Origin of the sequence: Nocardia violaceofusca NBRC 14427 (assembly GCF_963869435.1) — a bacterium.
GTDB lineage: Bacteria > Actinomycetota > Actinomycetes > Mycobacteriales > Mycobacteriaceae > Nocardia > Nocardia aobensis.
On sequence record NZ_CAWMPM010000014.1, the window covers coordinates 209,287 to 231,470 of the forward strand.

21 protein-coding genes are annotated in these 22,184 nt (G+C 68.8%); 6 read left to right on the top strand and 15 right to left on the bottom strand.

Annotated features, from left to right (window positions below; genetic code table 11):
* Positions 1-8: 8 nt before the first annotated feature.
* The 9 genes from AC5592_RS14690 to AC5592_RS14730 all read right to left on the bottom strand — a co-directional run bounded on the left by AC5592_RS14690 (position 9) and on the right by AC5592_RS14730 (position 9,795).
* Entirely contained in the window at positions 9-833 is an 825-nt protein-coding gene (locus AC5592_RS14690) for a class I SAM-dependent methyltransferase (RefSeq protein WP_083871252.1), read from the bottom strand.
* Between the two features lie 15 nt (positions 834-848).
* Positions 849-1,994, bottom strand: coding sequence for an acyltransferase (locus AC5592_RS14695; protein ID WP_063064497.1), 1,146 nt, complete (start codon positions 1,992-1,994; stop codon positions 849-851).
* Positions 1,995-1,996: 2 nt separating this feature from the next.
* Positions 1,997-3,655, bottom strand: coding sequence for an AMP-binding protein (locus tag AC5592_RS14700; protein WP_063920309.1), 1,659 nt, complete (start codon positions 3,653-3,655; stop codon positions 1,997-1,999).
* The gene (locus AC5592_RS14705) at positions 3,625-3,882 is read right to left on the bottom strand and encodes an acyl carrier protein (protein ID WP_036505447.1); all 258 of its coding nucleotides are present in this window, start codon (positions 3,880-3,882) and stop codon (positions 3,625-3,627) included. The genes AC5592_RS14700 and AC5592_RS14705 overlap by 31 nt, the downstream gene beginning before the upstream one ends.
* 24 nt (positions 3,883-3,906) lie before the next feature.
* Positions 3,907-4,872: a ribonucleotide-diphosphate reductase subunit beta gene (locus AC5592_RS14710; RefSeq protein WP_063064499.1), complete on the bottom strand. Its 966-nt coding sequence runs from the start codon at positions 4,870-4,872 to the stop codon at positions 3,907-3,909.
* A gap of 498 nt (positions 4,873-5,370) precedes the next feature.
* A complete protein-coding gene (gene sepX, locus AC5592_RS14715) occupies positions 5,371-6,630 on the bottom strand; it encodes a divisome protein SepX/GlpR (protein ID WP_063064500.1) in 1,260 nt (419 codons plus the stop codon).
* A 229-nt stretch (positions 6,631-6,859) separates the two neighbouring features.
* Positions 6,860-7,510, bottom strand: a complete 651-nt coding sequence (locus AC5592_RS14720) for a GNAT family N-acetyltransferase (RefSeq protein ID WP_036505451.1) — start codon at positions 7,508-7,510, stop codon at positions 6,860-6,862.
* Between the two features lie 9 nt (positions 7,511-7,519).
* A complete protein-coding gene (gene glp, locus AC5592_RS14725; protein WP_036505452.1) occupies positions 7,520-8,773 on the bottom strand; it encodes a molybdotransferase-like divisome protein Glp in 1,254 nt (417 codons plus the stop codon).
* A gap of 68 nt (positions 8,774-8,841) precedes the next feature.
* Positions 8,842-9,795, bottom strand: coding sequence for a UTP--glucose-1-phosphate uridylyltransferase (locus AC5592_RS14730; RefSeq protein WP_063006652.1), 954 nt, complete (start codon positions 9,793-9,795; stop codon positions 8,842-8,844).
* 224 nt (positions 9,796-10,019) lie between these two features.
* Between AC5592_RS14730 and AC5592_RS14735 the strand changes: the two genes are divergently transcribed.
* From AC5592_RS14735 to mscL, 4 genes are all read left to right on the top strand, one after another.
* Positions 10,020-10,715 (top strand): 5-formyltetrahydrofolate cyclo-ligase, encoded by a 696-nt coding sequence (locus tag AC5592_RS14735; RefSeq protein ID WP_063064501.1) that lies wholly within the window; start codon positions 10,020-10,022, stop codon positions 10,713-10,715.
* A gap of 133 nt (positions 10,716-10,848) precedes the next feature.
* Positions 10,849-11,169: an FmdB family zinc ribbon protein gene (locus AC5592_RS14740; protein ID WP_083871254.1), complete on the top strand. Its 321-nt coding sequence runs from the start codon at positions 10,849-10,851 to the stop codon at positions 11,167-11,169.
* 158 nt (positions 11,170-11,327) lie between these two features.
* Positions 11,328-12,062, top strand: a complete 735-nt coding sequence (cpaB, locus tag AC5592_RS14745; protein ID WP_083871255.1) for a Flp pilus assembly protein CpaB — start codon at positions 11,328-11,330, stop codon at positions 12,060-12,062.
* Between the two features lie 144 nt (positions 12,063-12,206).
* Positions 12,207-12,662 carry a large conductance mechanosensitive channel protein MscL gene (gene mscL / locus AC5592_RS14750; RefSeq protein ID WP_036505457.1) on the top strand — a complete coding sequence of 152 codons (456 nt, stop codon included), beginning with the start codon at positions 12,207-12,209 and terminating at the stop codon, positions 12,660-12,662.
* A 31-nt stretch (positions 12,663-12,693) separates the two neighbouring features.
* On the opposite strand, the gene AC5592_RS14755 is transcribed toward mscL, so the two are convergent.
* The 6 genes from AC5592_RS14755 to AC5592_RS14780 all read right to left on the bottom strand — a co-directional run bounded on the left by AC5592_RS14755 (position 12,694) and on the right by AC5592_RS14780 (position 18,513).
* On the bottom strand, positions 12,694-13,389 hold the full coding sequence (locus tag AC5592_RS14755; protein ID WP_063064536.1) for an MspA family porin: 696 nt from the start codon (positions 13,387-13,389) through the stop codon (positions 12,694-12,696).
* Positions 13,390-13,598: 209 nt separating this feature from the next.
* Complete coding sequence (locus AC5592_RS14760) at positions 13,599-13,820, bottom strand: hypothetical protein (protein WP_036505459.1); 222 nt, start codon at positions 13,818-13,820, stop codon at positions 13,599-13,601.
* 7 nt (positions 13,821-13,827) lie between these two features.
* Complete coding sequence (locus AC5592_RS14765) at positions 13,828-14,322, bottom strand: MogA/MoaB family molybdenum cofactor biosynthesis protein (RefSeq protein ID WP_081879443.1); 495 nt, start codon at positions 14,320-14,322, stop codon at positions 13,828-13,830.
* A gap of 98 nt (positions 14,323-14,420) precedes the next feature.
* Positions 14,421-15,701, bottom strand: a complete 1,281-nt coding sequence (locus AC5592_RS14770; protein WP_157121870.1) for a S1C family serine protease — start codon at positions 15,699-15,701, stop codon at positions 14,421-14,423.
* A 635-nt stretch (positions 15,702-16,336) separates the two neighbouring features.
* On the bottom strand, positions 16,337-17,734 hold the full coding sequence (locus AC5592_RS14775; RefSeq protein WP_083871259.1) for a sensor histidine kinase: 1,398 nt from the start codon (positions 17,732-17,734) through the stop codon (positions 16,337-16,339).
* A gap of 89 nt (positions 17,735-17,823) precedes the next feature.
* Positions 17,824-18,513, bottom strand: coding sequence for a response regulator transcription factor (locus AC5592_RS14780; RefSeq protein ID WP_036505531.1), 690 nt, complete (start codon positions 18,511-18,513; stop codon positions 17,824-17,826).
* A gap of 320 nt (positions 18,514-18,833) precedes the next feature.
* Here AC5592_RS14780 and AC5592_RS14785 point away from each other — a divergent pair, with 320 nt between their 5' ends.
* Both AC5592_RS14785 and AC5592_RS14790 read left to right on the top strand, forming a co-directional pair.
* Positions 18,834-21,773, top strand: coding sequence for a HAMP domain-containing sensor histidine kinase (locus tag AC5592_RS14785; protein WP_084506677.1), 2,940 nt, complete (start codon positions 18,834-18,836; stop codon positions 21,771-21,773).
* Complete coding sequence (locus tag AC5592_RS14790) at positions 21,770-22,180, top strand: roadblock/LC7 domain-containing protein (RefSeq protein WP_030515097.1); 411 nt, start codon at positions 21,770-21,772, stop codon at positions 22,178-22,180. Before AC5592_RS14785 ends, AC5592_RS14790 begins: the two co-directional genes overlap by 4 nt.
* Positions 22,181-22,184 lie beyond the last annotated feature (4 nt).

A 22,184-nucleotide genomic window follows, 5' to 3' on the forward strand; every position in this document is an offset into this window, starting at 1 on the left:
GCGAAGGCTCACAATCTTCGTGCCCGCGGACGTTTGCGGGCGAAATACTGGCTGGTCGCATACAGTTCGACGGCGATGTCGGTATCCGGGACGACGCGCCGCAGGAAGGCGCGATGGGCATCGATGGCCGCCGGGTCGGCGCCGGCGTGTTCCAGGTAGGCGGGCACGCACTGCTCGAAACCCAAGGCGTGCAACATCTTCGCCTCCGGCATCGCCGATACCGGCTGGAAGCGGTCACGGCGCGCGATGATGAAGCCGGCCTCGGTGAGCAGCTGCGGAGTGCGGTCGTAGATGTCGTGTGCGGCGCCGCGCGCCCGGCCGAGGGCGAACCACCACTGCCGCCACAGATCCGCGGCCGGATCGTCGGCGGGGACGAATCGCAGTGCCCCGACGTCGGACATCTCGAGCAGCAGCGCACCGTCGTCGGCGAGCATGCGCTCCATCGCGGTGAGCGCGGCGGCGGCGTCCGCCACGTGCATCAGCAGGAAGCGGCTGTACACCCAGTCGACCGAGCCGGGTTCCAGCGGTGCGTCCTCGATGCGCGCGTGCACGTAACGCACCTGCGGCAGATCCCCGACCAGCCGGCGGGCGATCTCGAGTTGTTCGGCGGAGGCGTCGACGGCGTAGACGATGCCGTCCGGCCCGACCCGCTCGGCCAGCCAGGCCGTCATCGCGCCGTGCCCGCAGCCGATATCGGCCACCGTCGCACCGGCACAGACTCCCACCGACTCGAGGAAAGCCCGGGAACTCGGGTTGTAATGCTGATCCAGCAGGGCCAGGCGCGCCGCGTCGCGATCGCCGACGGCCATGCTGTAGGTCATCGCTGCAGCCATATCGGATTCGTCTCTCTACGAACGCGCGGCCGGTTCGTGCTCGAGGGTGGAGGCCCACTGCAGGCTGTGTGCCCGCTCCGGATCGGGCAGCAGATAGGCCCCGTCCTGGCGCGGCCGGCGGCCCGGTGTCACCAGACCGACCGGCGGCCCGGCGCCGAAATCCAGCCAGGAGGCGGGGATCCGGGACAGATTGCTGACCAGGAAGCCCGACCGCGGCGGATATCCCCACACCCGATCGAGCCCAGCGATACCGTGCACCTGCAGGAACGCCTCGAGTTCGGCGATCGCGTCGTCGATGCGCTCCGGCGCGGAGGCGACCGCGTCCCGCACCCAGCCGGCGATCTCCGGAACCGAGGCGTTGCGCACCCGCTCGGTGTCGACATCGACCAGCACCTGCACGAACGCGTTACCGAAATACGTGGGGCCCAGCTCGCGGACGAAGCGACGGATGTCGACCGGGCAGGCCAGGGTCACCCGCTCGGTGTCCTTGGTCGCCGCGTAGTCGCGAAACAGGCCCGCCGCCACCAGATCCGCGGTCGACAGCCCCGAGACCTCCGCCTGCGCCTCACATTCGGTGAGATCGAGCCGGCCGGTGTGGACGTCGAGTTCGGGCAGTTCCAGATCCGGCTCGACGATGACGAAACCCGCCCGGCGCAACGCATCCGGATCGACGCTGTCGCGTCCGCGGGCCTGTGGCCGCGTCAGCACCTCGCGGTCACAGCGCGGCGACAGGAACCGAGCACCGCGTGCCCGGGCCGCCCAGGCCGCCAGGAAGAAGAACATGCCGTAGCCGTCGGCCAGGCCGTGCGACATCGACAGCCCGACGGCCGTGCGATCGCCGCGGGTCACCACCCGGCCGCGTGCGAGCACATTGCCCACTCCGATCTCGACCGGGTCGAGGCATTCGCTCAGTGGCACTGTGGATTCGGCGACCGTGGCCCGGATCGCGGGGCGCGGGTCGTCGACGTCGAGTGCCAGGGTGCGCTCGTCGAGTTGCACCAGTGCCGCGTCCGCACCGACGAATTCGCGCGCGGTCTCGACATAGGCCTCGACGATCCGATCGGCGTCGAGCACCTCGCCGAACTCCACCACGAACTGCAGCGGCCCGGCCATATTCGCCGTCCACATGTGGTCGACGGTCGACAGTGGTACCGGCGCCATCGTCAACTCCTCTCCAGGGCGTCGAATTCGCCCTGCAGCAACTGGTTCCACATCACCCGACGCCGCGGTTTACCGCTGGTGGTGCGCGCGATGAGTCCCCGGTCGCCGATGAACAACCGCAGCGACGTCTCCGCTCCGAGCTGCCCGGCCAGGACCTGCCGCAGTCGCACGGCCTCCACCGGCTTGTCCTCGACCAGCACGGCGACGCGCGCGGCGCCGAAGGCGTTGCCGGCCAGCGCGACCACCCGATTGGCGGACACGCCGAACGCCTCCACCACGGCCGCCTCGATGTCCTCGGCATAGACCGTGCGCCCACGCACCTTCACCGCATCGCCGACCCGGCCGATCGGATACAGCTGCCCGCCCACCAGCAGGCCCGCGTCACCGGTCGCCAGAGCGCCGTCCTCGGCACGCGACAGGTCGCGAGTGCCCTCGGCCGTCTGGTACTCCCGAGCGACGCTCGGACCACCGACGATCAATTCGCCCGGTGCTCCGGCATATTCGTCGGTCGACGCGGTCCGCACCGTCACCCCGTCCAGCGGTGCGCCGCAACCGACCAGCCAGCGCCGGCCGTCCTCGAGCGGGGCGGCCATCAGGTCGAACGGACCGTCCACGGCGCCGGTGTCGGGTGTCACCGCGGCGGCCTGCACCGGCTCCGAGGGCCGCAGACCGGATACCGCGAGCGTGCCCTCGGCGAGCCCGTAGGCGGGACACGGTGTGCGCGAATCGAATCCGTAGGGCGCCAGCCGCTCGGCGAAGCCGCGCAGAATCGCCGGATCGATCCGTTCGGCGCCCACGATCATCACCCGCCAGGGATCGAAATCCATTCCGGCCAACGCTTCGTCGGTCATCTTTCGCAGCAGATACGCCAGCGCGAAGTTCGGTGTCGCCGTGATCGTCGCACCGTCGCGGCCGAAACAGGACAGCCACGACAGCGGATCTCGAATGAAATCGATCGGCGTCATGGCCTGAATGTCCAGATTCAGAATGGTCGGCGTGATGATGCAGCCGATCAGCCCCATATCGTGATACGGCGGCAGCCAGGTGGCGATCCGGTCCGTCGGCCGAAACTCCAGCCACCGGTCGATCGCGGCGCAATTGGCCTCCAGATTCGCCACCGATACCCGCACCGCTTTGGGCGAACCGCTACTGCCGGAGGTGAATTGGAGCAACCCGATCCGGTCGGGCTCGCAACCCGGCAGTTCCGTCACGGCGGGAGTCTCATTCGACGTCCCGACAATCGTGACTTCGCCCAGGGATTCGAGCACCGGATGAACCACCGCGGCGAGTTCCTCGGCCACGATGATCGCCGACGGTGCGGCCGCGGCCAGCAATGCCGACAGTTGCTGCCGATACGCCGACTCGTTCTGCAGCGGTAGCGGCGGCGCCAGCGGATTCGGTGTCGCCCCCGCGGCCAGCACGCCGAAGAAATTCGTCATGAATCGTTCCGGGGCCGATTCCACGATGGAAACCACCGCACCCGGACGCACCCCGGCGTCGAGACAGGCCGCGGCCACCCGCCGCACCTGCTCACTCAGCCGGGGGTAGCCGACGCGCCGCCATTCGCCCTCGTCGGCGATGGTCCAGCCCCGGTCCTCGCCGTCGTAGGCCAGCCAGTCGAGCAGGCCCGTCACGGCTGTTTCGCCCGCAGCGCGTCGCATACCATCTGCTCGATATCGCCGACGGTCACCACATTCGTCGCACCGGAGTCACCGCCGGCGTCGATTCCGAAACGCACCTGCAGCCCGAGCGCGAGTTCGATCAGGGCCAGCGAGTCGTAACCCAACTGTTCGGCCAGCACATCATCGGAGGCCAATTCCGCCGAAGGCTGGGGGGCGTGCCGACGGACCAGTTCCCGTACCTGGTCGCGCACTTCACTTTCGTCCACGAAATGCTCCCGAATTGTTTGTGTTCACCGCACGAGGTACGTGATCGGATGTGGTTCGCCGTGTATGTCGGCATATTCTCCGGCGGCCGCGGCGCAGGATTCCCGCCAATTTTCCGTGAGTTCCGAGATAGTGTCGCTCGGTATTCCGATCGACGTCATTCTCCGGCCGAGTGAATTCTCCGCGAATTCCCATTGTTCGTGAAGTATCTCGGCGCGTTTCTGCAAAACCGGAACCAATCGCGGAAACGGGTCCCGGGTTTCCGGATCGACCAGAGTCCGGGCCGCCGCCGGAAGATGTCCGCGAATCATCTCGACAATATGTTCGCGATATCCGCAGCGGACTCCGTTGCGCAATGCCAGCACACCGAAGGAAATATGCCGCGATTCGTCACGAGCGACATTCGTGATGCCGGTCCGCAGGATGTCGAAGCGCGGCAGCGCCCGCACGGTGCCCAGGACGGTGTGCAGACCGGTCATCGCCACCGCACCCTCGACCAGCAGGTGGTAGACCACCACCCCCTCGTACCAGGCGGCGGTGTCGGCCGGGTCCTCCCGCACCCGCTCGACCGCGTCCACGAGCGCCTTCTCGAACAGGTCACCCACCCGATCGACGCCGCTGACCTGCGATAACTCCTCGTTGCCGAGGGTTTCGGAGAGGAAGGACAGGTAGCGCCGGAAGAAGACGGTGTGGCGCGCCTCGTCGGCCAGCTGCGTGGCCAGATACATCTTGTAGTCGACCTCGGGCGCGGCGTAGGCCAGCGGCGCCAAGGTCTCGGTGACGGTCGTCTCGCCGATCAGGAAGCGGGCGAGGGTGGCCAGCAGCGGCAACCGCGCGAAGGCCGGCAGCTGGGTCCACCCCTCGGCATCGCGCTCGTATTCCAGGCTCTGCGCCTGCCATTGCTGCATTTCCCAGCGGCGATAGAGATCGAGCGCGGTCACCCGTTCGGCAAGATCGATCTCGATCTCGTCGATGACCGTTGAATTGTTCATCGCGATTTCTCGATCTGTTACGACGGCAGGCCGGTGAAAATCGATAGCAGAGTGCTTTCATACACGTCGATCAACCCTTCCAACCGCCCAGCTACCCCACGCGCAGCGTCCTCACCTGCTGCGGCGTGTCAATACCCGTGACCACGCATCCGTACCGGAAGGATTAAATCCTTCGATCTTGTGGACAGCGATTCTGCACGGTGCCCGAGCTTACTCCCGAAATAGCCCGCGAGCCACTCGTAACGGGCAGATCACAACGGCAAAAGGTTATCTATGAATTAGCCGCCTTCTCGACACTCCCGGTGAGTGGACACGGGCGTTTCACATTCCGGCTGACAGCTCACCACGCCCCACCCCCCAAGTGGGATGCGGAAAGTTAGCCACAGATGCCGATTCGCCCCCTCGCAGCGGCGAAAAATCGCCCCAGCACGCCGAAACGGCCGCCGCTCGCAGCTCCTGGCTACGATGCGGCGGCCGTCGTCGACCGGCTGTCGGCTCCTATTCGCCTGCGGCGCGGCGGATTTCGCCACCCGCCGCCCGGTTCCGGGTGGCCCGGGCAGCGGCGGCGTCGAAATGCTCCAGATGGTCGAACAGCGGGTCCTCGTCGTCGACGTCGAGCACCACCGCACGGCGGCGCAGGGCACGAGCGGCGTCGCGGTCCATACCCGGGCGCCGCTCGGCCCGGACCTGGTCCTGCGCAACGGGTTCGGCGTTGGCGGCCGGGCGCTGCCGCGCCCCGGGCAGCCGCGCCGCGCGTCGCCGGCGGATGTCCTCCTCGAACCGCACCTGCCGCCGCAGATACGCCAGATAGGCCCCGAACGCCACCACCGAGAGCGCACACCCCCACCACAGGGTCGCGCTCACGACGATCGCGAAGGCGCCGAAAAGCAGTGTGCTCAGGATCAATCCGAGTGCGGTGCGCTGCCGGAAGCGATACCGGGCCGCGCGCGCGATCGCGTCGGCCTCCGGATCGAACCCGCCGCGGCCACGCCGGGACGGGACGAAATCGCGTGCGGTCGACCCGGGTTCGTCGCCAGCGCGGTCGTCGATGTCGCCGGAGTCGTCGAGGTCGTCATCGAGGTCGTCATCGAGGTCGTCATCGAGGTCGTCATCGAGGTCGTCGTCGGGAGCCACGTCGCCGCGCCGGGCGGGAACGGCCGCGCTGGGCGCGGGTGGGATACGGGCCATACTCGTCTGCGGGCGATCCTCGGTCTCGGCGGCGGCCGCTACGTCGTCGGCCTCCTCACGATCCTCGGCATCGTCCGGATCACTGGTGTGGGCGTCTCCGGCGAGGTCACGGTCGCCCTCGCCTTCGGCTGTGCCGTCGACGTCGCCGCCCGGCTCGGCATCGGCGGCGTCGACGGGGGTTTCGGGTGCGTGTTCCTCGGCCGCGACGGCGCGACCGGGCGGATCACCGGCACTCCGGCGGGCCCGCGTCACCTCCGATTCGGCGCGCTCGGGTGCGTTCCGGTCGTCCTCGATGACGGGCTCATCGGCCGATGTCGTCATCCGGTCCTCCGCATCATCGCCGTGGGAAAGCCTTTTCTGCCGAGGGGCCGGCACCCAGTCCGGATCGGTCTCATGTCCGGTGGCCGGCCCTTTCTTCGCACGTCGTCTGGTACCGCCTCGATGCAGCACCCGGGTTGCCAGGGCCACGTCCGTGGTGCGGCGGATCCGCGGATGCCGATCCGCGAGCATCGGGAACAGCACGAAGACCCAGAGCACGACCAGCGCGATCCACAAGATCGAATTCGGCATCGCGCTCCCACCTCCGTCCCCGCCTGACCACTGTCCCTTCTCGACCACTGGGCAGGTTCTCGCCACCTGTTCCGTCCTGGCACCGGACGCACCACCGACGTCCGTAGGTTAATCCGGCGTCACAGGAATATCGCGCAGGCGCGCCGCCCACACCCGTCCCACCCGTCACAAGCCGGTCATCACCCGGCCCGGGCGCGTCGACGCGGGACACGCCGCGTGACCGGGCCACTCACGGCGGCGTGGCACGACCGGAGCGGATGAGGCGATCGACGACCGTGCCGGATACCTCCTCGGCGGTCATCGCGACCAGCAGATGGTCCCGCCACGCGCCGTCGACGTCCAGATAGCGCCGCAATGTGCCCTCCTCGCGGAAGCCCACATTGCGCAGGACCGCCTGGCTGGGCAGATTCTCCGGACGTACCGTCGCCTCCACCCGATGCAGGCCCACGGGCCCGAAACAGTGGTCCAGGCCCATCGCCAGCGCGGCGGTGGCCACCCCTTGGCCGCCGACGTCCTTGGCGACCCAGTAGCCGATCCACGCCGAGCGCAGCGCCCCGCGCACGATGTTGCCGATGGTCAGCTGGCCGCCGAAGGATCCGTCGACCTCGATCACCAACGGCACCATCGCACCCCGCCGCGCCTCGGCCTTCAGACTCGACCACAGCGCGGGCCAGTTGGAGGCGTGATTGCGCGCCTCCCAGCTACCCCGGCCGGTCGGTTCCCACGGCTCCAGATGTTCGCGGTCGCGCAAGCGGATACGCGACCACGCGGCCGCGTCGCGCAGCCGGATCGGGCGCAGGGTCACCCGTCCGCCCGCGACCCGAACCGGACCGAGATGGGCGGGCCAGCCGGGATGCTGGGCGGCCCGGAATACGTTCATGTCCACAGATCACCCGCGCTGTGCGAGAAATGCGACCTGGACCTCGTCACCGGTGCGAATATCGGTGACCTCCGGGTCGATGACGATCAGGCTGTTGGCCTCGGCCAGGGTCGAGAGCAGATGCGACGAGCCGTTGACCCCCAGCGGCTGGACCAGGTACTCGCCGGTCTGCTCGTCGCGCATCAACTGGGCGCGCAGATAGCCGCGGCGGCCCTCCATCGAGGTGATCGGCATGATCGTGCGGGCCCGCACCACGCGGCGCATCGGATGCCGGCGCCCCAGCGCGATCCGGATCAGCGGCCGCACCATGATCTCGAAAACCACCAGTGCGCCAACGGGATTCGACGGCAGGAGGAACGTCGGGACCTCGTCGCGGCCGAGCCGGCCGAAACCCTGCACGGAACCGGGATGCATGGCGACCCGATCGATGGTCAGTTCGCCCAGCCCCTCCAGGGCCTCGCGGATCTGATCGGAGGCCCAGCCGCCGACCGCGCCCGCGATCACGACCACCTCCGAACGCACCAGCTGTCCCTCGACCACATCGCGCAGGCGCTTGGGATCGGCACTGACGATGCCGACCCGATTCACATCGGCGCCGGCGTCGCGGGCGGCGGCGGCCAGGGCGTAGGAGTTCACGTCGTAGACCTGCCCCGGACCGGGCGTGCGGTCGATGTCGACCAGTTCGCCACCGATCGAGATGACCGACAGCCGCGGCCGCGGATGCACCAGCACCTTGTCCCGCCCGACCGCCGCCAGCAGACCGACCTGCGCCGCGCCGATGATGGTGCCCGCCCGGACCGCGATATCGCCGGGCTGCACATCGTCACCGATGCGCCGCACGTAATCGCCGGACCGGACCGGCTCGTAGATCTTGATCCGGGCCCGGCCGCCGTCGGTGAAATCCAGCGGCAGCACCGCATCCGCCAGCGTGGGCAGCGGCGCACCGGTGTCGATCCGCACCGATTGCCGCGGCTGCAACCGGATCGGCTGGCGCGAACCGGCGGCGACCTCACCGACCACCGGCAGCGTCAGATCGATCGGATCGCCGTCCTCGGTGCGGATATCGGCACCGGCGCCCTGCACATCCACACTGCGCACGGCATATCCGTCGATGGCGGCCTGATCGAATCCGGGCAGCGGACGCTCGGTGACCACATCCTCGGCGCACAGCAGACCCTGGGCCTCGGAAATCGCGACCCGGACCGGCCGCGGGGCGACGGCCGCCGCGGTCACCTTGATCTGCTGGTCCTCAACCGAGCGCATGCCGCCCTTCCCCTTTACTCCGACTGATCACCCGGTCCCGCGGTGACGAGACCCGGCCGACCCCGCCGTCACGACGAGATCAGCTGCGGGTTCCAATCCGGAGCAAGCCGACGCTGCAACCACTCGCGCAAGGCGGGGCCGTATTCGTCTCGCTCCAAAGCGAAATCGACCGCAGCACGAAGATAACCGCCAGGGTTGCCGAGGTCGTGGCGCGACCCACGGTGGACGACGACATGAACCGGATGTCCCTCAGCGATCAGCAGCGATACGGCGTCGGTGAGCTGGAGTTCACCGCCCGCACCCGGCTCGATGCGGCGCAGCGCGTCGAAGATCGCGCGATCGAGCAGATACCGGCCCGCGGCGGTGAAGGTCGACGGCGCCTCCTCGAGCGCCGGCTTCTCCACCATGCCGACCACGCGCAGCACGTCGGGGTTCGTGCTGTCGGTCACCGGCTCCACGTCGAAGACGCCGTAGGCGCCGACCTCCTGCTTCGGGACGTCGATCGCGCAGAGCACCGTGCCGCCGCGTTTGCGCCGGACGCGGCTCATCACGTCGAGGACGCCGCAGGGCAGCACCAGGTCGTCGGGCAGCAATACCGCGATGGCGTCCTCGTCGGGATCGAGCGCCTGCTCGGCCTGGGCGACGGCGTGGCCCAGCCCGAGCGGCTCGTCCTGTACGACCGAGGTCACATCGAGCAGGCCGGGAGCCTTGCGCACCTTTTCCAGCAGCTGGAATTTCCCGCGTTCGGCGAGCGTGCTCTCCAGCACCAGATCCTCGACGAAGTGCGCGACGACCCCGTCCTTTCCGGGCGAGGTCACGATGACCAGCCGCTGGGCGCCCGAGCCGGCGGCCTCGGCGGCCACCAACTCGATACCGGGTGTGTCCACCACCGGCAGCAGCTCTTTCGGCACGGTCTTGGTCGCGGGCAGGAACCGTGTCCCGAGTCCGGCCGCGGGAACCACCGCGGTGCGGAAGCAGGAACTCACGGCCTGCGTCGCGTCCGATCCGGCGTCAGCTGTCATAAGTGCACACCCTATCCATCGCTCTTGTCGTCGGACCGGCTCAACACCGGCCCGGCATCTGGGAAGCCTAGGCGGCCGCGGCGGCGCCGTCGCACCGAAACGGTGCGGCAGCAACCCTCACCAGCGAGTTCGCGGTACCGCGTCGGGTCAGCGATTCCCCGCCGAGGGCACCCGGAAACACGGGAGCGGGCAAACTCACCGTTCGCCCACCTAGGGTGAGCCCTGTGGAGATCGCCGGTCAGCGGGACAAGGGGCGGTGGCGAGCGGAATTGCTGGCCGCCCGGGCGGCGGTGCCGCCGGAGACCAGGGCCGCGGAGGCCGAGGCGCTGAGCCGATCGGTGGCGCGGGTACTGGACATCGACCGGCCGCGAGGCGCTGGGCCGCACAGCGACGATCGCCGCCCGGCGGGAGGATCCGGCTCGGAGGCTCCCGGCTCGCGGTGGGTGGCGGGGTATATCCCGGTCGCGGGTGAGCCCGGTTCGGTCGCGATGCTCGACGCGCTGCGGGTCGCGGGGGCTCGAGTGATGGTCCCCGTGACGGGACCGCCCGGTCCGCTGGGGTGGGCGGAATACACGGGAATCGAGAGGCTCCGGCGCGCCCGCTACGGACTGCTCGAGCCCGACGGGCCGCCGTTGGGCGTGGCGGCGATCGAATGGCCGGAGGTGATCGTGATCCCGGCACTCGCGGTCGATCGGCGCGGTGTGCGGCTGGGGCGAGGCGCCGGGTATTACGACCGGACGCTGCCCGCGGCGCGACCGGACGCACGTCTGGTGGCGGTCGTTCGAGACCCGGAACTGCTGGATGCGCTGCCGGAGGAACCCCATGATCGCCGGATGGGGTGGGCATTGCTGCCGGAGGCCGGGCTGTGCAGGCTCGATGCCGGCGATCGCGAGATCGGCGGTCGATACTCGAGCGTATGAAGCGGGCACCGGGCGCCCGGACTCGGTGGCGCCGGTGCGACCTCACGAGCACCATGGGAATCAAGACCGGATTGGCACTGTTGGCACTGTCGGCTGTAGAGTGCTAAAAGACGAAAACCGTGGAGGTTCGCAGGTGCCTACTTACTCGTATCAGTGCACGCAGTGTGGCGACAAGTTCGACATCGTGCAGTCGTTCTCCGATGACGCCCTGACCACCTGCGAGAAGTGCAACGGCAAGCTGCGCAAGCTGTTCAACTCGGTCGGCATCGTCTTCAAGGGCAGCGGCTTCTACCGCACCGACAGCCGCAACGGCTCGTCGTCGGCCAGTGAGCCCGCCGCGAAGTCGAGCGAATCCAAGTCGAGCGATTCGGCCGGCTCCAGCAGTTCGTCCAGCTCGTCGAGCAGCTCGGGTTCGTCGTCGACCTCCTCGTCGACCAGCACCGCCGTCGCCTGACCCATCGCCGCACCGGGCGGCCACGCACCGCCCGGCCGGTCACGCCCCTCCGGCCGTGCCGTCCTCAGTTGTCCACAGCCTTTCCGTTATCCACAGAAAAGTTCTGACCTGCTCTTTTCCTGGATGACAGTCCTGCCGTGGACCCTACGGTGGCCGGTATGCGGACCTTGCGATTCGATCGGCTACGCGCCGGCGATACCGATCTCGGCCATGCTCGTGGCACCGAATTCCTGTCCCGGATACGGCCACCCTGGCTGGACCTGACCCTGATCCGCCGGCTGGCCGCCGTCGGACTGGCCGCCACGGCAGCCGTCGTCGCCCTGCGCGGCGATCCAGCGGGGCACCGCACACCGGTGGTGGTCGCGGCACGGGACGTCCAACCCGGACAGGTGCTGGTTCCCGCGGATCTGCGGTACGCGGACCTGCCACCGGACGCGGTACCGGAAGGCGCCGTCACCGATCCCGCGACAGTGCTCGGCGCGACCTCGACCGGGGCTGTGCACGCCGGGGAGATACTCACCGACCTCCGGATCGTCGGCCCACGCCTGGCAGCCGCGGCGGCCGGCACGCCGAATGCCCGAATCGTGCCGATGCGTCTGGCGGACAACGCGATTGCCGACATTCTGCGCCCCGGCGACCGCGTGGACGTGGTCGCCGCGGAGGACACCGGCGCGCACGGCGATCCGGAGGCGATTGCGCCACGGGAGCGTTCACCGTCCGCACATACCCTCGCCACCGATGCCGCGGTCGTCCTCATTTCCGGTGCGGCCGACACCGGTTCCCGGACCCGCGCGTCCCCCGAACGAATCGTGCTGCTGGCCCTCGATCCGGGGCATGCGACCACCGTCGCGGCCGCCTCGTTGCACACCGCCCTGACCGTGGTGTTTCACTGACGTTCGCTGTGTTCGCCAAGCATTTGCCACAACTGTCCGTTAGCATCCCGAGTACCTCATTCGATAGCGGAAAGCAATCGCATCGGATGCCACGACCAGACCGAACGGCGAGGCCCGGGCACGCCGGATGAGACAGGAGCCGCAATGCTGAAAGGTTTCAGGGATTTCCTGCTCCGCGGGAACGTGATCGATCTGGCGGTCGCGGTCGTCATCGGTACCGCGTTCACCGCGGTCGTTACCGCCATCGTGACCGGAATCGTCAATCCCCTCTTGGATGTGTTCGGTGGCGCGAACGAACACGGCTGGGGCTTCTATCTGGATTCCAGTAAACCGTCCACATTCATCGCACTCGGCCCCATCGTCACCGCCGTGGTCAACTTCATCCTCATCGCGGCGATCCTGTACTTCATTCTGGTGCTACCGGCGGGCCGGCTGATGAAGCGCTACGGCACCGAGAAGGAAGCCGTGATGACCGAGGTCGCACTGCTCACCGAGATCCGTGATCTGCTCTCGGAGGGCAGCAAGAGCGCCGGCGGCCGGCACGAGTTCGCCGACGTCGATTCCCTACGCCGACAGGGAGATACGCAGCGGAGCCGGTGACGGCGCCGGCCCTGCCGCATATCCGGACAGCTCAGCCCAGGCTGAACGCCTTGCCCCACAGCGTCACCCAGGCGATGACGTTGTCGGTCTCGACCTCGACGCTGACGAATGCGCGCGCCTGCGCGTAACCGGCACATCCGGTCAGGCCGATGGTCTCGTCGGACCAGCCCACCGAACCGTCGGCACCCTGGAACTTGTTGCGGGTCTTGTGCACGTCCTGTCCGAAGTCGTCCTTCTCCTCGGTGTCGAGGACGTAGAACGACTTCGCCTGGCCCGGACCGAGAGTCAGGTTGCCGCCGATATTTCCGCCGGCATCCGGCTTGGCGTTCTCGCCGTCGCTCCAGTCCATGCTCGCGCCGGGACCGCCGTCGACGCCGCCGCCGGAGATGTCGACCTGGCAGCCCACGGTGTATCCGGGGTAGATGCTGCCGCCCACGACGGTGGTGTCGCCGGACAGTTCGACATGGGCGTTGCCGGAGACCCGCGCATTGCGGTGCACCGGCGTCGCGCCGAGCGACGGATCGATATTCGCGGATTCGCCGTCCAGCCAGACGTGCACCACGGTGCCGTCGGACAGCGTCTTGGACAGATCGCCGCCGGGCAGCGCGACGAAGGTGTCGGCGTCGGCGGCGCCGGTGGAGAACAGGCCGAGCGCCACGGCCGCGGCGGCGCCGAGGCCGGCGACGCGCGCACCCCACTGCCGGCCGTTCGCACGGTTCGTATTCATATGTCCCCTCATCAGGTTCTTGCGGGCGGCCTCGAACTCCACCGGGGGGGCGCGACGCGCGCCTATCCGGAGCCCTCGAGAACCGCAGGTGAAGCAGCCCGAACGGGACAATAAACGGCACGCCTCACCGCCGCCAACATCGGACGGTGAAATGCCTCATGATCTGGGACACAGCCGATAACCGCAGATATCGGCATCAACGTCGCGGGTTATCCGTGATGAGGGGGCACCTGCGCGCGCAGCCAATCGTCCGAGGAGCTGGGGAGCTCACCGTCTGGGGCGCGCTCGTCGCTGCTGGTGCGCGGCAGCGTCTCGCCGAAGACCCGCGCCAGGCGCGCGGCCTCCGCGGCCGACCGGGCGCGGCCCTTCGCCGGGCGATCCGCGGAGTGCGAATCGCCCGGGGGTTGCGCCCTTGCCGGCCGGTCGGTCATACCGTGATTATTCCGCCAAGCCGGACAGTTCGTCGACGACCCGGCTCACCAGCGGGCCGAGCGTCGCCATACCGTCGCGCACGGCATCGCGGGTGCCGGGCAGATTGACCACCAGGGTGCTGCCCGAGACCCCGGCCAGACCACGCGACAGACCGGCGTCGAGCGAACCGGCCGCGAGTCCGGAGGCACGCAGCGCCTCGCTGATGCCGGGCAATTCGCGATCGAGCACCTCGAGGGTCGCCTCCGGGGTGACATCGCGCGGCGACATACCGGTGCCGCCCACGGAGATCACCAGGTCGACCCCGCCGATCACGGCGGTGTTGAGGGCGTTGCGAATCTCGATCTCGTCGCCGGCCACCGACACCGTGGCGTCGACGAGGAAGCCGAATTCGGTGAGCAGTTCGGTCACCAGTGGCCCCAGCGAGTCCACCCCGCCATGCGCGGTTCGATCGTCCACGACCACAACAAGTGCCCGGCCCGCAACGGGAGCATCGATTTCCATGTTGCTCACCGTAGCGTCCGTGGGCGACAACCACTCCGGTCCCCCGGGCTCGTCGGCGTCGGGTGTCGGGAGCACTGTCAAAGGACGCGGTTCACGGATCATCGGCCACCCTCCGCCGGTGCGGCGCCGAGGGTCACCTCGACGGTTTTCGGATTCTGTCCCTGTGGATCGGTGTAGGTGACCTTCACCTTGTCACCCGGTTGGTGCGACCGCACGGCGGCGATCAGCGAATTGCCCGAGTCGATGACCTGATCGTCGACCCGGGTGACGATCGCACCCGACGGAATGCCCGCCTTGGCGGCCGGACCGTCCGGTGTCACGTCCAGGACCCGGGCGCCGTTGACGTCGTCCTGCGCGCGCACCGAGATCCCGATCTGAGCATAGGTGGCGTGGCCGGACTTGGTCAGCTCATCGGCGACGCGACGGGCCTGATCGACCGGAATCGCGAAGCCCAGGCCGATCGAACCGCTCTGTGAACCGGGCATCTCCGAGGCGCCGAGGGTGGCGATCGCGGTGTTGATGCCGATCAGCTTGCCGTTCGTATCGACCAGCGCGCCACCGGAATTGCCGGGGTTGATCGCGGCATCGGTCTGGATCGCGGAGATGACCGTGCCCTGCGAGCCCGCCTCGCCACTGGTCGACACGGGGCGGCTGAGCGCCGACACGATGCCGGTGGTGACGGTTCCGGCCAGGCCCAGCGGCGAGCCGACCGCCACCACGGGCTGGCCCACCATCAGGTTGCGCGAGGTGCCGAGTTCGATCGGCGTCAGGTTGGTCTTACCGGCCGCCTTGATGACGGCCAGATCCGAGACCGGGTCGACGCCGACGACCGAGGCGTTGGCGGTCGTGCCGTCCTGGAACGCGACCTCCATCTTGGCGTTGGGGCCGGCACCGCTGGCGACGTGATTGTTGGTCAGGATCAGCCCGTCCGAGGACAGCACCACACCCGATCCCTCACCCTCCGCCTTGGCGCCCGCGACGCGGATCATCACGACGCTGGGCAGGACCTTCTGCGCGACCGCGGGCACGGATCCGGGCGGTGCGCTCGCCGAGGCGGGATCGACCGGCGCGGGCGCGTTCAGGGCATTGTTGACCGGAGCGTTGTTGTCGTCCGAGCGCGTGGCGAGGGTGCCGACCGCACCGCCGATACCACCCGCGACGAGCGCCAGGACGACGGCGCCGGCCAGCAACCCCGCGCGGCCGCGGCGGCGCGGAGTCCCGGCGTAGGCACCGGTGGAATCGGCGCCCGGACCGGCGGGATACGGTTCACCGGCGCGGTGCTGGCCGGTGGCGTAGGGCGTGCCGGAGGGGTACGAGCCCGGCTGCTGATAGCCCTGGCCCGAGGCGTGTCCCGCGGCGTACGGGTTGTACGGCGGCATCGGCGCGGTGTGACCGGCCGCGGGATCGGCGGCGAACCCCGGATGTTGTCCCGGTCCGTACCCTTGCCCCGGTCGGTCGGGCCCGCCCTGTCCGGGATTCGTGAACTGCTCGGTCCGATGCTCGCCGGATGCTTGCTCGCCGGGCTGCCCCTGCGGGCCCCCACTCGAACCGGCCGGTCCCGATCCCGGCGACTGCGCACCCGTGTCGGCCCCACCGGCCTGCGACGACGGCCCTGCCCACTGCGACGGTTGCCCCCACCCGCGCGAAGCGGTCTCACCGGCCCCCGACTGCGAAGCGGTCTCACCGGCCCCCGACTGCGAAGCGGTCTCACCAGCCCCCGACTGCGAAGCGGTTCCGGAACCTGTCGACGGCGGAGTCGGCTCGGCCCCGCCCGACTGGGGAGTCGAACCGGTCGGCTCGCCGCGCCTGTCCCTCGAATCCTCGGTCATATTTCTCGTTTCTCCTCGAGTCTGTCGCCCAGCCTGGTGACAGCGACTGAGAGCGGACTGAGACCGTGCTTTCAGTTCTCCGTGACTCCGTGCCGTATCCGGGTTTCCGCGGGAGCGGGACGCCGCACGGGTCACAGTTTATGGGGCGCCCCGGCGCGCGCCCGGCGATTCCGGATCGCCGGTGATCACGCCCGGCGCTCTCCGGCGACCGGCGGTTCGCCGGGAAGGACGATGCGCACCAGCGTGCCGCCGCGCTCGGAGGTGTCCACGGTGATCGTGCCGCCGTGTTTGGACACCACCTGTTTCACGATCGCCAGACCCAGCCCGGATCCCGGCATCGATCGCGACGCCGTGGTGCGGTAGAAGCGTTCGAAGACCAGTTCCCGTTCCTCCGGCGGAATACCCGGCCCGGCATCGTCGATGGCGATTTCCATGAGCCCGGGCCCGGTTTCGCGCATGGTCAGGATGACCTGCGCCTCCGGCGGACTCCACTTCGCGGCATTGTCGAGCACGTTCAGGATGGCCCGCTCCAGTCCGGCGTCGTGGCCGTAGACGAACCACGGCCGCAGCTGCGCCGAGAATTGGACGTCCACGCGCCGCCGCCGCACCCGTTCCAGTGCGCGCTCGGCGACCTCGCCGAGATCGACCCGCTCGTAGACGGTTTCGGGCGCGTCCTCACGGGCCAGGTCCACGAGGTCTCCCACCAGCGTGGACAGCTCCTCGATCTGGGCGATCACATCCGCGCGCAGCCCGGCCATGTCCTCCTCGGGAATCGGCGGCGCGTCCGGTCGCGAGGAGGCGATGAGCAGTTCCATATTGGTGCGCAGCGAGGTCAGCGGGGTGCGCAGTTCGTGTCCGGCGTCGGCCACCAGTCGCCGCTGCCGATCGCGAGATTCGGCCAGCGCCCGCAACATCAGATTGAAACTCTCGGTGAGCCGCGCCAGTTCGTCGTCACCGGTGACCGGTATCGGCGCCAGATCGTCGGTGCGCGCGACGCGTTCGGTGGCCGCGGTCAATCGCGCGATGGGCCGCAGCCCCGTTCGCCCGACCGTGGCACCGGCGGCTCCGGCGACCAGCACGCCGCAGCCGCCGATCGTGAACAGCAGCCACGCGAGCCGGTCGAGCACTTCACGGGTGGGTTCCAGCGACCGCGAGATAACCAGCGTGGCACCGGATTTCGTGCGCCGGGCGAGCACGCGCTGATTGTTCGCCGTCCGCAGCGAGACATCCGCCTTACCGTGCGCCACCGCCATCTCGGCCGGGCCGATCGGCGGATCCATCGGCTGCGGCGGGGCATAGGGCACATCGACGTCGGGATAGATCAGAGCGATGCCGATATCGTTGGAGTACAGGCTGCTGAACATGATGATCGCCTGAAATCCCTGCAGGTCGATGTTGTTCTTGACCATCACCTCCGAGCGGCTGCGCAACTGACTGTCCACATCGGCGTACAGGGCGCGGGCGACCAGCGCGTAGGCGGCGATCGAGGTCACCGCGACGGCGATGGCCACCACCGAGGCGGCCAGCAGCGTCACCCGCCAGCGCAGCGACACCGATCGGGTCAGCGGCATCGGCGGGCGCATTTCGTGCGGATCGGGACGCGGCCCCAGCCGGGCCACGCGATCGGGACGGCCACCGTGCCCCGGATGAGCTCTCGCCACGACGACCCGGCCTACGGAGGAGTCTCGCGCAGCACGTAACCCACCCCGCGCACGGTGTGGATCAATCGTGGCTCCCCCTCGGCCTCGGTTTTGCGGCGCAGATAGCCGATATAGACCTCGAGCGCATTACCGGAGGTCGGAAAGTCGTAGCCCCAGACCTCTTCCAGAATGCGGCTGCGCGTCAACACCCGGCGCGGATTGGCCATCAGCATTTCCAGCAGCGAGAATTCGGTGCGGGTCAGGCTGATGGCGCGCTCGCCGCGCGATACCTCGCGCGTCACCGGATCCAGGGACAGATCCGCGAAACGCATCGTCTCCGAGGAATCGGCGGCCGGGTCGGCGGTGGTGCGGCGCAACAGCGCGCGCAAACGCGCCAGCAATTCCTCGAGCGCGAACGGTTTGGGCAGATAGTCGTCGGCGCCGGCGTCGAGCCCGGCCACTCGCTCCGACACCGAATCCCGGGCGGTGAGTACGAGAATCGGCAGATCATCACCGGTGCTGCGCAGGCGGCGGCATACCTCCAGACCGTCCAGCCTCGGCATCATCACATCGAGCACCAATGCATCGGGCCGGGACGCGCTGACCTTCTCCAAGGCGTCGACGCCGTCGACCGCCAGCTCGACGGAATATCCATTGAAGGTGAGCGACCGGCGCAGCGACTCGCGCACCGCGCGATCATCGTCGACTACCAGAATGCGCATGGCCTCCAGTTTGACCGGATCGACTGAGAGCCGACTGAGAACCGACCATTCGACACGCCGCACATCCACAACAGGTGACCTGCGGAATCATCGAAAATAGTTCCGAGAAGTATGTGTCGCACACGAAAGTTGTTGCGCCGAGCCGATTTAGACCGTTGTCGCTGGACCCCTCCAAATTGCCGCGAACGTGTTCTCGCGGTATGTTGCCTGCGGTAAAAGTAAACCTCTAGTTGGTTCTCAACCCGTTGGACCCGAACGGCCAGACGCGGGCGGCGGCCGGAACCCGGGGCACGTGCGCGAGCGGAGGCGACGGAAGCGGGATGGGCACTGCACCGCGGCCATGGCAGAGGAGTCTGTCCAACCTGTCCGTGACCAGCAAGGTCGGCATCGTGCTACTGCTGCCGGTCGTGCTGGCATCGGCATTCGCCGTTCTTCGAATCAAGGACGAACTCGGCACCATCTCACAGCTGAACACGGCCAGTGAGCAGGCGCGGATCATTCGGCCGACCCTCGACTTCGGTTCGGCGGCCAACAATCTCGCCGTCACCCTCGGCAACGGCGACCACGTTCCGCAGTCGGCGCTGGACCAGGCCGCGGCCCGGTTCGACCAGGCCGCGGCGGATCTGCAGACGGCGCTGCAGAATTCGGCGGCCGACAAGCGGGTAGCCACCGAACTCACCGAGGCGCTGGCGGCCGGGCGCACCCTACGCAACAGCCTGCACGGCGGTGCGCCGCAAGAGGTGGTCAAACAGGCGAGCGAGGTGAACGGCCACGTCAGCAACGCCGTCTCGTCGCTGGCGACGCCGAAGGAAACCACCCTCGAGCGCTATTACGTGCAGATGGGTGTCATCGCGATCGCCCGCCAGATGTTCACCCAGCAGCAGCTGGCACTGGAGAGCGGCGAGATCGGCAACAACCCGGCGGTGCTGGCCCAGGTCCTGACGGCCACCGGCGCCGAGCTGACCATGATCAACCAGTACGCGGTCGTGCAGCCGGAATCGGCGCTGAAGCCGGATGTGCTGCTGGGCGCGCTGCAGACGCGTATCGCGGCGATGAGTCAGAACGCGGTCGAGCCGATCAACGTGCCCGGCGTCGTGCAGTCGCTGCAGACCAGCACCGACACCTACAACGAGGCCACCAACCATCTGGTCGACCTGATCGACTCCGGACTGTCGGACCGCTCCGTCGACGCGCGCGGCACGGTCCTGCGCGATGTGGCGCTGGTGGTCGTGACCCTGCTGGCCGGTCTGGCCCTCGCGCTGGCGGTCGCCCGCTCGCTGGTCGTCCCGATTCGCCGCCTGCGCCGCGATTCGCTGCAGGTCGCGCATACCGACCTGCCCGCCGAACTCGCGGTCGTGCGCGGCGGCGGCGCGACCCCGGAGATCGTCCCGGTCGACGTGCAGACCACCGAGGAGATCGGCCAGCTGGCCCGAGCGGTCGACGACATGCACCGCCAGGCGTTGTTCCTCGCCGCCGAACAGGCCCGCCTGCGCCTGCAGATCAGCAATATGTTCGAGACGCTCTCGCGGCGCAGCCAATCACTGGTCGAACAGCAGCTGTCGCTGATCGAGGATCTGGAACGCGACGAGGACGACTCCAATCGGCTGCAGAGCCTGTTCCGCCTCGACCACCTCGCCACCCGCATGCGCCGCAACGGCGACAACCTGCTGGTGCTCGCCGGCACCGCGCTGCGCCGCGGACATCTGCCGCCGGTGCCGCTGTCGGACATGCTGTGGAGTGCGGTCTCCCAGGTCGAGGATTATCAGCGCGTCGAAATCGGTTCGGTGCCCGACGGTATCGTCGCCGGTGAGCCCGCCGTCGACATCGAACACCTGCTGGCCGAGCTGATCGACAACTCGTTGCGCTACTCGCCGCCGAATACGCCGGTGGCGGTCTCGGTGTCGCGCGCGGTGGACGGCGGATATCTGATCGAGATCACCGACCGCGGACTCGGCATGTCCGCCGACGATATGCGCGCGATCAACGAGCGGCTGGCCTCCGGTGGTGAGGTCACCATCGAAACCGCTCGCCGCATGGGTCTTTTCGTGGTCGGCCGCCTGGCGGCACGACACACCATCACGGTCAGCCTGCGCCGCACCTCCACCATGGCACAGCAGCCGGGCATCACGGCCAGTGTGCATCTACCGGGTGCGCTGGTCTCGCCCACCGAGGCCGTCGTCCCGCCGGCCATCTCGACGTTCACCACACCGGCCGCGGACTTCCCCTCCCCGGTCACCGAATTCCCCGCTCCCGGCCGCACACTCACCGCGGTGCCCAATCCGCCGGAGCGGTTCGGGGAGACTTCGGAGCCGGCCCGATTCACCAGCGCCGGACTGCCGCAGCGCCGCCCGGCCGGCCAGTCGGATTCCGAATCCGCGGCCCCGGTCACCCGGCTCACCCCGCTGCCGGACGTCGCCGAGAGCGACAACCGCGCGCCGGAACCGCTCGACGACGGCGTGCTGCGCGGTGCCGACACCGGACGCGAGAACGCCTTCCACGACGAACGCGCCGAAGAGAATCACCGCGACGAACGCGCCGAGGCCGAGGAGGCCGAAAACGCGAGTCGCGGCGAGAATTTCACCCCGCCCTCCGATCCGTGGAACCCGGTGACCGACCGCGATCTGGAACAGATCGTGCCGCCCCGGCGTCCCGCCCCGGCCGACCCGCGGCCGCAGCCCCAGCCGCAGCCCCAGCCGCAGCCCATCGATATCTGGGCCGAAACGGCGATCATGGCCCCGGCACAGCGCACTCCGGACCGCGAACCGGCGCCGCTGTCCCGCCACGGCGCGACTCTCGCGCCGCCCCGGCCCGATGCCTATCAGCACGATGCTCCTCAGCAGGATGCTCAGGCGCCGGCCAAACCGGAATCCCCCACGCCGATCTATCAGCGCATGGTGTCCGAATGGCTGGTCGAACCGTCCTCGAACGCGCCGACCGGCGCCTGGTCGTCTCCCGCCGACGAGGGCTGGGCGGCGGCCGCGGACGCCAGCACCCCGACCGCGACCACCCGTACCACGGGTGGCCTGCCCATCCGCCGTCCCGGTGCGCAGCTGGTGCCCGGCGGAGTGACGCAGGACGATGCCGTCGAGGCCCGGGATCCGGAGGAAATCCGCAACAACTTGTCCAGGCATTTGAGCGGCGTCCGTAGCGGACGCGTCAGCGTCCGAGACAACACGGCCCAGTACGACCCTGCCGATGCGGCCGGGTACGACCAGGCCGGGCGGAACAACGCTCAGCAGAACGACGGAGGCTTTGCATGACCGACACTGCGCAGAACAGTACGGACGAGAATTTGAACTGGCTCGTCACCCGCTTCACCAGAGAGGTGCCTGGAGTCTCGCACGCGGTGCTCGTCTCGGCCGACGGCCTGCTCCAGGCGACCAGCCCGCACCTCCCGTCCGATCGGGCCGAACAGCTCTCCGCGGTGACCGCCGGTCTGGCGAGTCTGTCGGCGGGGGCGGCGCAATTGTTCAACGGCGGCAAGGTGATGCAGTCGATCGTCGACATGCAGCGCGGCTACCTGCTGGTGATGAGCGTCGGCAACGGCTCGCATCTGGCGGTACTGGCCAACAAGCAGCACGACATCGGCCGCATCGGTTACGAGATGGCCCTGCTCGTCGATCGAGTCGGATCGGTCGTGCAAGCCACGGCCCGTTCGGCGGTCTGACGAT

Excerpts from the sequence above, each read along its gene's own strand:
- AC5592_RS14710 (WP_063064499.1), bottom strand. The coding sequence starts at position 4,872 with ATGAACAATTCAACGGTCATCGACGAGATCGAGATCGATCTTGCCGAA.
- AC5592_RS14785 (WP_084506677.1), top strand. The coding sequence starts at position 18,834 with ATGGGCACTGCACCGCGGCCATGGCAGAGGAGTCTGTCCAACCTGTCC.
- sepX (WP_063064500.1), bottom strand. The coding sequence starts at position 6,630 with ATGCCGAATTCGATCTTGTGGATCGCGCTGGTCGTGCTCTGGGTCTTC.
- cpaB (WP_083871255.1), top strand. The coding sequence starts at position 11,328 with ATGCGGACCTTGCGATTCGATCGGCTACGCGCCGGCGATACCGATCTC.
- AC5592_RS14765 (WP_081879443.1), bottom strand. The coding sequence starts at position 14,322 with ATGGAAATCGATGCTCCCGTTGCGGGCCGGGCACTTGTTGTGGTCGTG.
- AC5592_RS14730 (WP_063006652.1), bottom strand. The coding sequence starts at position 9,795 with ATGACAGCTGACGCCGGATCGGACGCGACGCAGGCCGTGAGTTCCTGC.
- AC5592_RS14720 (WP_036505451.1), bottom strand. The coding sequence starts at position 7,510 with ATGAACGTATTCCGGGCCGCCCAGCATCCCGGCTGGCCCGCCCATCTC.
- mscL (WP_036505457.1), top strand. The coding sequence starts at position 12,207 with ATGCTGAAAGGTTTCAGGGATTTCCTGCTCCGCGGGAACGTGATCGAT.
- AC5592_RS14775 (WP_083871259.1), bottom strand. The coding sequence starts at position 17,734 with ATGCGCCCGCCGATGCCGCTGACCCGATCGGTGTCGCTGCGCTGGCGG.
- AC5592_RS14770 (WP_157121870.1), bottom strand. The coding sequence starts at position 15,701 with ATGCCGCCGTACAACCCGTACGCCGCGGGACACGCCTCGGGCCAGGGC.
- AC5592_RS14760 (WP_036505459.1), bottom strand. The coding sequence starts at position 13,820 with ATGACCGACCGGCCGGCAAGGGCGCAACCCCCGGGCGATTCGCACTCC.
- glp (WP_036505452.1), bottom strand. The coding sequence starts at position 8,773 with ATGCGCTCGGTTGAGGACCAGCAGATCAAGGTGACCGCGGCGGCCGTC.
- AC5592_RS14790 (WP_030515097.1), top strand. The coding sequence starts at position 21,770 with ATGACCGACACTGCGCAGAACAGTACGGACGAGAATTTGAACTGGCTC.
- AC5592_RS14755 (WP_063064536.1), bottom strand. The coding sequence starts at position 13,389 with ATGAATACGAACCGTGCGAACGGCCGGCAGTGGGGTGCGCGCGTCGCC.
- AC5592_RS14690 (WP_083871252.1), bottom strand. The coding sequence starts at position 833 with ATGGCTGCAGCGATGACCTACAGCATGGCCGTCGGCGATCGCGACGCG.
- AC5592_RS14780 (WP_036505531.1), bottom strand. The coding sequence starts at position 18,513 with ATGCGCATTCTGGTAGTCGACGATGATCGCGCGGTGCGCGAGTCGCTG.
- AC5592_RS14700 (WP_063920309.1), bottom strand. The coding sequence starts at position 3,655 with ATGCGACGCGCTGCGGGCGAAACAGCCGTGACGGGCCTGCTCGACTGG.
- AC5592_RS14695 (WP_063064497.1), bottom strand. The coding sequence starts at position 1,994 with ATGGCGCCGGTACCACTGTCGACCGTCGACCACATGTGGACGGCGAAT.